We start from the raw sequence: 7,993 nt of genomic DNA on the forward strand, positions 1-7,993 counted from the left end.
AGGACAGAGTCTTTACCTGAGCAAACACCGCCTCAGACCCAGGGGAGAAGCAAAGGAGTCTGCTTGTTGCTCTCAAGAAGCGGGCGATGAGACTCGAACTCACGACATCCAGCTTGGGAAGCTGGCGTTCTACCGCTGAACTACGCCCGCAGTTAACACTAGACACTATACTAGCACTTTCTGGACGGGATCCCTGGTACAACAGAAGCAGCGTTCTGCCTTTGGCCGATGCCCTCTATCCTTCTGCTCTCCGGTAGCCCTGGTCCTCGAGAGTCTGCTGGCCCACCGCCGCGGTCGGAAGCAATTTTGCACTACGTTGCCGGGATCCTATCCCAGTTGGGGCTAAGCAGCGAGTTTGCTTCGGTGCGGGATTTGCCGCCGGAGGACCTGGTGCGGGTTAACTTTGAGAGCCCTCACCTAAAGCAGATCCAAGAGAAGGTGGCCCAAGCCGCTGGGATCGTCCTCTCGGCTCCTGTGTACAAGGCTTCCTATCCCGGCGTGTTCAAGGCGCTACTGGACTTACTGGATCAGGATGCCTTTGTCGGCAAAGTGATCCTCCCCATCGCCACTGGCGGAACGCTGGCCCACCTACTGGCCATCGACTTTGCCATGAAGCCAGTGCTGGCTGTGATGGGCGCAACCCACATTTTGAAAGGGATCTACATCCTCAGCTCGCAGATTCAGTTTGAGGCCGACGGCACCCTGCGGCTGGAAGATGAGATTGCCGAACGCCTGCAGGCGGGGATCCAGGCCCTTGCCCAGGCAGTGCAGTAAAGGCCAGTCCCGACCCTCCTAGGAATCGCGCAGCAGCACCGGCTTGCTCACAGCAGTACTTTGTCCCAGCCGGTCGAAGACCCGCAAACTGAGGAGGTACGAGCCGGGCGCTAGATTCGAAGGCGGGCGGAGCCGGAAGCGAGTGGTGCAGGATACCTCGCCAGCAACACAGTTTACCTGGGCTGCCGAGAGGGTTTGCACCTCGATCCCGGACCACGAGAGCTGAAACGCCAGCTCTGCCGGGAGCCGCCCCGGCACCGACACCGCAACCCCCACCTCCAAAAATCCGCTTCGACTGATTACAGAAGGAATGTCGCTGCTAAGGATTAGGGGTGGCAGGGGGGTGCTAGGAGCCAGAGCTGCGCTGCTGCAACCCCCTACGGCTACTCCCAGCAGGGCCAACGTCAGTTGCCAAAGTTTGGATCCCACTGGACTTTCCCCTGAAAATCCCTCTCCCAGTATAGGCGGCAAGCTGGACATCTCTAGCGCCAGTTCTCGAGAACCCAAAAGTTTTTACGCTATATGTGGTGGTTACACTGGATCTTCCCCCACAGCATCTGCTACAGTAGGGCCCATAACCTCTCGAGCAGCCCGGCTATGGAAGGGGAACTAGAAACCTTGCGGGCGCGCGTGCGCGACTTGGAGCGGGCCGTGGCCGAGTCAGAGGCGCTGTCGCTGCAGCAGATTGAGTGTATCCAGCGCCTGGAACGGCAACTGCAGGATCAAGAGCGAGCGTTGCAAGTGTGTCAGGAAGAGAAGGCTCGCCTGGAACAACGCCCTACCCTGGAAGCTTTTCAGCAACAGCAGCAGCACATTGAGGAGCTCCAAAATCTCCTCTGGGAGATGGAGCGTCGCCCCACCCTAGAGCACTACCAGCTCCTGCAGCAGCAGTTGCAAACCAGCCAAGCGGAAATCGAAACCCTCAAGGCAGAATTGCAGCGGCGCATCGAGCCAGCTCGGTTCTATCAACTGCAGCAGGAGCTCTGGGAGCTAAAACAGCAAGCCAACCAGCTGGGGGAATACGCCGCCAAGTTGCCTCAGGTGCAGCTTTTGCAAGCCCAATTCCAGCTCCGCATCCAGGAGCTGGAGAAAGAAAAGGGGCAGTTACAGGCGCAGGTGCAGGAGTTGGAAACCCGGCGGGCGGAGCTGGAAGCTGCCCACCGCCAGGCCGAGGCAGAATGGCAAAGCCTGAAGACGCAGCTAGAGAGCGAAAAAGCCCACCTCGAGGCTGAGCTGAACAAGGCCTGGCAACAGCTTCGCCAGTTGGAGCATCTGCGCCAGCAGGCCTCCTTTGCCAAGGCGGAGCGGGCTAGCTTGCTGGAAGAACTGCAGCAGAGCCGGCAGCAACAGGCAGAGCAGGCCCAGCAAATTGCCCAACTGGAGGCCCAGCTACAGGCTCTGCGCTCTGAACAGCCGCCAGCTGAACCCGGCAGCGGTAGAGATCTTGCCCTGGAGGAGCAGGTGCAGGCTCTCTCCCGTGAGGTGGACACCCTGCGGGCTGAGCGGGATCACCTCCTCCAAGAGCTGGCCCAGCGACCGGCGCAGGAAAAGCTGGAAGAAGCCCAGCGGGCGCGGGAGGTGGCGGAGGCCCGCTATCTACTCGGCCAAAAAGAGATTGAGAAGCTGCAGCAGCAGGTGGCGGCCCTACAAGCTAAGTGTGCGCAAATTCAAGCCTACGCGCAGGCGCAAGAAAAGGAGGTGGCTCTGTTGCAGCAGCGCAACCGGGAGCTGGAGGAGCAACTGGCTGCCCTGCGCCAGTCAGCTCCAAGCCGGGCAGGGGTCGAGCTCAGGTCGAGCCATCCAACTGGGGCTGCGCACTGCTGGCGCAATCAGGAACGGCTGCAAGCCCTCCCTGCCCAGCCTGCTCCCTCCCCGGAGGTGGCCGCCGTCTCCACCAGCGGTGAGTCCCCCAGGGAGAGAACGCCCGTCGGCGGGATCCCACCCCTTACCCTCAAGGAAGGGGAGGATCGGACAGAGAGGCTGCTGAAGCGCTCTCTCTTGGCCACTGGCCGCGGCAGCGGAGAAGGTGGTGAGCGCAGCCGCATCGAGTTGCCAACTTTTGTGCAGCGACGGCTCTACTGAGCGCTCCAGCCTCGCGGGTCCAGCGGCTCCCCAGCTTGAAAACGAGGCCAGGCCCAGCGCAGCAGGGATCCCAGTTGGGCATGAAACCGCTCCGGCGCAAACTGCAGAGCATGGGCGCGAATCTGCTGCGGATCCCATTCCCGGCGATCCGCTTGGCGCAGCCCTTCCACCAGGGCTTCCACACTGGCTTCAGGGATGAGGATCCCAGTCTGGCCGTGGCGGACGGTCTCGCGAGTGCCCCCTCGGTTGAGGGCAACGACAGGTCGACCACACGCTTGGGCCTCTACTGCCACCAGGCCAAAATCTTCCTCCCAGGGAAACAGCAGCAGCCGGCAATGGGCCAGCAGTTCCTGGAGACGCTCTAGAGGCTGGTGGGGCAAAAACTCCACCTGTGGCCCCGCCAGTTGCTTTAGCCGCGGCAGCTCCGGCCCTTCCCCCACCACCACCAGACGGCGGCCCAGCTGCTTGCAGGCAGCAATGGCCAAATCCACCCGCTTGTAGGGCACCAGCCGGCCCACCACCAGGTCGTAATCGGCTGTGGGAGCGGCCACCGGCTCAAATCCCTGGAGCGGCACCGGCGGATAGATAACCACGGCCTCGCGGCGGTAGAGCTTGGCAATGCGCCTGCGGATGTGCTGCGAGTTGGCAATCAAGAGATCTGGCCGCTGGGCTGCCACAAAGTCCCACTGGCGCAGGCGGTGCATCAGCCACCGGCTGAGGGCGGCAAGAGGGCGGATCCCTGTCAACCCTTCTCGCTCAAGATAGAGCTCCCGGTTTTCCCAGAGGTAGCGGGGCGGGCTGTGGATGTAGCTTAGGTGCAGGGTGGAAGGCCCTGTCAGGATCCCTTTGGCGAAAGCATGGCTGCTGGAGATGACGCAGTCATAGGCGGAGAAATCGAAGCTCTCATAGGCCAAGGGCATCCAGGGCAGGAGGTACTTAAGGCGCCCATGGTAGTTGCGGCGCAACACCCCTAGCCCCTTGGCCCAGCTTTGCAAAAACGAGGTGTAGATTGGCCGGTCCCGCCAGCTCGGCGGCAGCGTGTGCGCCGAGAAGAGGCTGACGTAGAGAGGGGCTTGCGGGGCAAAGGCCAATAGCTCCTGCAAAACCTTTTCCGAGCCCCCTGGCCAGATGAGGTACTCATGCACCAACGCTAGGCGCTGTGGCCAAGCGGGATCCCCAGCAGGCATGGTTAGGAGGCGGCGGGAGGCCTTTTGCCAATGGGCCCGCTGACCTGTCTGGCTTTTTCGTCCAGCCGCTCGCTAATGTAGGCGTAGATCTCCCGGAAGCGCGGCACTGCCCGCATCTCTAGGCGGCTGCCATCTTTAAGGGTGAGCACCATATCGCCCCATGTGCCCAGGCCCCGTGGCACCGTTACCACCTTGGCAATTTCTTTGTAAATGACATCAGAGCGCTCCTTGCCCCCCCAGCCGCCAATGACGGTAATGCGGCGATTGGTAATCCGGTAGTGAACCCACAGCCTGCGCACCAGCGCCCCCACAAATAGAGGCAAGCCAACAACGGTAAGGCCGATAAAGGAGTTCAGCACTAGATCGCCTATATGAGGCCCGCCTTCGAAGAAAACCTCCTCTTTGATAGCCATGCCTAGCCTAGTTGAGTGTTAACAGGGACGACTCTAACAATCTTAAACAGCTTCTCAGCTTTTCCCAACTGCCCGGAAAGTTAGCGGGAGAGGCGGGATCGGGTTTGCCGTTGAAGGGCTTGCCCTGAGCAGTAGGTGGCCCAGAGCAGGTGAACAAACAGGGTTACCACGACCAGCGCCACGGCGGCTGCCCCAATATTGCCCAGCCAATTCCACCCCTCCAATCCCGTCAGAGCCACCAAGGCCCAAGAAGCAGGGTGCAGCATTCCCCCCAAGAGGAGAATTTGGGAAAGCAGTCGCCCAGCCGTAAAGCGGGATCCCAGCGCCACCAGGGCCAGTCCGCCGCCAATGTTGACTAGCCCCATGTTGCCCAAAAAGGCGTAGCAAATGTGCCAGGCGTACTTTTGTTTGGGCACCTCCTGCCAGGAGAGGGGCCGGGCAGGGATCCCTGACGCCTCCGGCGGAGCCAGCGGCAACGGCTGCACTTGGCTGAGGATGAGGCCCAGGACGATGGCTGCCAGCAGCATCACCACTCCTGCCTTTACATTGAGCTTGCCAGGGATGGCTAACATTGCAGGTTCTCTGGATCCCGTCCTAGCCTATCCTGGCTTTGCCCCCAACGGGGAGATGGGCCAGCGGCCTGAGAGGAGAGCGCCGTGCCCCAGCGCTTACAAAACTGGGCATCCCCATCGTGCTGGGAGAGGCCACAGCCTGGGCAGGCCTCCTGCAGTGCCGGTTTTAGCTCTCCCACCTGCAAAGGGAGGAGGGCCACGACCCTCGAGATCCTCAGCACCATCAGCAGCTTTAGGCCAAGGCGCACCTGCGGAGGAAGCAGGGACAAGCTCGGCTTGAGGAGGGGCTAGGAGACTAGGAGAGCTGGATCCAGTTGTTTCCTGTCAGCGCCTAGTGGGCCTACCTTGCCTAGGCTAAGGGAAACTAGTAGTAGAGCAAACTTCGATCCTACAAACTCTAGGCTTGAGTTTTGAATCGATGTTGCCTCCCATTGTCCTGGCTTCGCAATCTCCTGCCCGGCGCCAACTGCTGGAAGCTGCCCGGATTCCTTTTCGCGTTCAACCCAGCTACTTTGACGAAAGCCAAATCAAGAGCTCAGATCCGGTGGAGCTCGTCCAGAAGCTGGCCTTGGCAAAAGCAGAAGTGGTGGCAGCCCAGCAACGGGAGCCTGTCTTGGTTATCGGAGCGGACTCTGTCCTCTACCTCAATGGGGAGATCCTGGGTAAGCCGGCCAATGCCCTGGAGGCAGAGCGGCGCCTGCGCCAAATGCGGGGCGAGGTGGGAGAACTTTACACCGGCCATGCCTTGATTGACCTGAAGCAAAACCGCCGCCTCGTCCACTACGCCGTAACGCGGGTGTTTTTTGCCAAGCCCAGCGACGAGGAGATCCGCACCTACGTAGCCACCGGCGAGCCCCTGAACTGTGCCGGCTGTTTTGCCATCGATGGCCGTGGCAGCCTGTTCGTGGAGCGGATCGAAGGATGCCCAGGCAACGTAATTGGGCTAAGCCTTCCTCTCTTGCGGCGCATGCTGCAGGAGTTGGGCTATTCCCTTACCGAAGCCTGGAACTAGCCATCTAGATGCCGCTTGAGCAGCTCGTTGGCCAGCTTAGGATCGGCCCGTCCTTGGGTTTTTTTCATCAACTGCCCAACAAAGTAGCCAAAGAGCTTGGTTTTGCCCCCCCGATACTGCTGCAGTTGCTCGGGGTTTTCCGCCAGCACCTCGGCAATGAGCTGCTCCAGCAGGCGGCTGTCGGAGATTTGGGTTAGGCCCTTAGCCTCCACTAGGGCCCGGGCTGAGCCGCCTTTTTCCAGTAGCTCTGGCAGGATTTCCTTAGCAATTTTGCTGGAAATGACCCCCTGCTCAATGAGGCCAATGAGCTCAGCTAGGGTTTCCGGCTTGAGGGCAATGTCGGGGTAGTCCAGCTTGTGGGTGTTGAGGTAGCTGGCGATATCGCTCATCATCCAGTTGGCGGCCGCCTTCGGGCTAGCGCCAGCCGCAACCACGGCCTCAAAGTACTCGGCAGTGGTGCGCTCATCGGTGAGGTAGCGGGAGTCGTATACCGAGAGGCCGTAGACTTCTTGGTAGCGGCGCCGCTTCAGGGCGGGGAGTTCCGGCAGCTCCGCCTGCCAGCGGGCTTTTTGCGCTTCGGTAATGCGAATGGGCGGCAGATCCGGCTCGGGGAAGTAGCGGTAGTCGCTGGATCCCTCCTTCCTGCGCATGCTGATGGTGCGCTGGCTGTTTTCCTCCCAGAGGCGGGTCTCCTGGACGATAGGCTCGCCCGCTTCCAAAGCCTTAACTTGGCGGTTGAACTCGTACTCAATGGCCCGCTGGATGGCGTTGAAGGAGTTCATGTTTTTAATTTCCACCTTCGTGCCGAAGGTCTGACTCCCCAGGGGGCGCACCGAGATGTTGACGTCGCAGCGCAGGGATCCCTCCTGCAGGTTGCCATCGCACAGGCCGGCATAGCGCAGGATGCGGCGCAGCTCCTGTACGTATTCCGCTGCTTCCTCGCCACTGCGGATGTCTGGCTCGCTGACGATCTCGATGAGGGGAACCCCCGCCCGGTTGAAATCCACTAGGGAATAGCTGGATCCCGCCAGGCGATCGCTGCCGGCATGGACCAATTTGCCCGCATCTTCTTCGATGTGCAAGCGGGTGATGCCAATGCGCTTGGTGCGGCCGTCGCTGAGCTGGATCTCGACCCAGCCGTGGGTAGCAAGGGGTAGGTCGTACTGAGAGATTTGGTAGTTCTTGGGCAAGTCGGGGTAGAAGTACTGCTTGCGGTCAAACTTGCTGTAGGGGGCAATGGTGCAATTCAAAGCTAAAGCAGCCTTGACGGCGTACTCGAGTACCTTTTCGTTGAGCACCGGCAGGGTGCCGGGCAGGCCCATGCAGACAGGGTCGATTTGGGTGTTCGGGGGAGCGCCGAAGGCCGTTGCGCTGCTGGAGAAGATCTTGGAGCGGGTGCTGAGCTGGCAGTGCACCTCCAGCCCGATCACCGCCTCGTATTGCACTTTGGCAGGAGCGGCAACCGTCATGGCCAAACGAGAAAAGTGGGTTTCCCCATTCTAGTGGGATCTCGCCAGCTGCTGGGATTAGACAGTGGGGCGGATCTCGAAGGTAGATAGGCCTTCCGGCAGCTCGGGCCGTTGCTCGATGGCCTCTACAACTGAGCCAGGGCTGCCCTGCTGGCACCAGCGCAGCATTGCCTCCACCGCCGCCGGGGATCCCTCGAAAACCGCCTCCACCCGGCCATCCCGCAAATTGCGCACCCAGCCGCCAACACCGGCCTTGCGAGCCATGGCCTCCGTGTAAGCCCGAAACCCCACTCCCTGCACTTGCCCACTGATCCAGACGTGAACGCGAACGGTGTTACTCATGTCGACAGGGATCCCTCCTCCGAGGTGCTGCGGGGTTCTGGAGCTGCTGGCGGCTCGGCTGGCTGGGCTGTGGCTTCTTTGGCCTGCTGCTCTAGGCGCTGCCAGAGAAAGTTGACAAGGGCAACCAGTCCCAGGATCCCCA

General features: G+C 61.0%; 10 protein-coding genes and 1 tRNA gene. 3 read left to right on the forward strand and 8 right to left on the reverse strand.

Annotated elements, in window-relative coordinates; genetic code table 11:
• Positions 1–78: 78 nt before the first annotated feature.
• Positions 79–150 (reverse strand) — tRNA-Gly (locus NW807_RS08830).
• A 78-nt stretch (positions 151–228) separates the two neighbouring features.
• Here NW807_RS08830 and ssuE point away from each other — a divergent pair.
• Entirely contained in the window at positions 229–774 is a 546-nt protein-coding gene (ssuE, locus tag NW807_RS08835; protein ID WP_414405553.1) for an NADPH-dependent FMN reductase, read from the forward strand.
• 18 nt (positions 775–792) lie between these two features.
• Here the strand turns inward: ssuE and NW807_RS08840 are convergent, their stop codons facing one another.
• The gene (locus NW807_RS08840; RefSeq protein WP_414393537.1) at positions 793–1,203 is read right to left on the reverse strand and encodes a hypothetical protein; all 411 of its coding nucleotides are present in this window, start codon (positions 1,201–1,203) and stop codon (positions 793–795) included.
• 168 nt (positions 1,204–1,371) lie between these two features.
• Between NW807_RS08840 and NW807_RS08845 the strand changes: the two genes are divergently transcribed.
• A complete protein-coding gene (locus NW807_RS08845; protein ID WP_414425869.1) occupies positions 1,372–2,856 on the forward strand; it encodes a hypothetical protein in 1,485 nt (494 codons plus the stop codon).
• Here NW807_RS08845 and NW807_RS08850 read toward each other — a convergent pair.
• The 4 genes from NW807_RS08850 to NW807_RS08865 form a co-directional block, all read right to left on the reverse strand.
• Positions 2,850–4,043 carry a glycosyltransferase gene (locus NW807_RS08850; RefSeq protein ID WP_414425870.1) on the reverse strand — a complete coding sequence of 398 codons (1,194 nt, stop codon included), beginning with the start codon at positions 4,041–4,043 and terminating at the stop codon, positions 2,850–2,852. The genes NW807_RS08845 and NW807_RS08850 overlap by 7 nt on opposite strands.
• 2 nt (positions 4,044–4,045) lie before the next feature.
• Complete coding sequence (locus NW807_RS08855; RefSeq protein WP_414393531.1) at positions 4,046–4,456, reverse strand: PH domain-containing protein; 411 nt, start codon at positions 4,454–4,456, stop codon at positions 4,046–4,048.
• A gap of 80 nt (positions 4,457–4,536) precedes the next feature.
• Positions 4,537–5,028 carry a hypothetical protein gene (locus NW807_RS08860; RefSeq protein WP_414409574.1) on the reverse strand — a complete coding sequence of 164 codons (492 nt, stop codon included), beginning with the start codon at positions 5,026–5,028 and terminating at the stop codon, positions 4,537–4,539.
• Positions 5,022–5,297, reverse strand: a complete 276-nt coding sequence (locus NW807_RS08865) for a hypothetical protein (RefSeq protein WP_414405549.1) — start codon at positions 5,295–5,297, stop codon at positions 5,022–5,024. Before NW807_RS08865 ends, NW807_RS08860 begins: the two co-directional genes overlap by 7 nt.
• A gap of 149 nt (positions 5,298–5,446) precedes the next feature.
• On the opposite strand from NW807_RS08865, the gene NW807_RS08870 reads away from it, so the two are divergent.
• The gene (locus NW807_RS08870; RefSeq protein ID WP_414405548.1) at positions 5,447–6,040 is read left to right on the forward strand and encodes a Maf family protein; all 594 of its coding nucleotides are present in this window, start codon (positions 5,447–5,449) and stop codon (positions 6,038–6,040) included.
• Here the strand turns inward: NW807_RS08870 and gatB are convergent.
• On the reverse strand, positions 6,037–7,509 hold the full coding sequence (gene gatB, locus NW807_RS08875) for an Asp-tRNA(Asn)/Glu-tRNA(Gln) amidotransferase subunit GatB (RefSeq protein WP_414425874.1): 1,473 nt from the start codon (positions 7,507–7,509) through the stop codon (positions 6,037–6,039). The genes NW807_RS08870 and gatB overlap by 4 nt on opposite strands.
• A 57-nt stretch (positions 7,510–7,566) precedes the next feature.
• On the reverse strand, positions 7,567–7,851 hold the full coding sequence (locus NW807_RS08880) for an acylphosphatase (RefSeq protein ID WP_414393525.1): 285 nt from the start codon (positions 7,849–7,851) through the stop codon (positions 7,567–7,569).
• Positions 7,852–7,993 lie beyond the last annotated feature (142 nt).

The organism is Synechococcus sp. R70.1 (assembly GCF_047461675.1).
Lineage (GTDB): Bacteria > Cyanobacteriota > Cyanobacteriia > Thermostichales > Thermostichaceae > Thermostichus.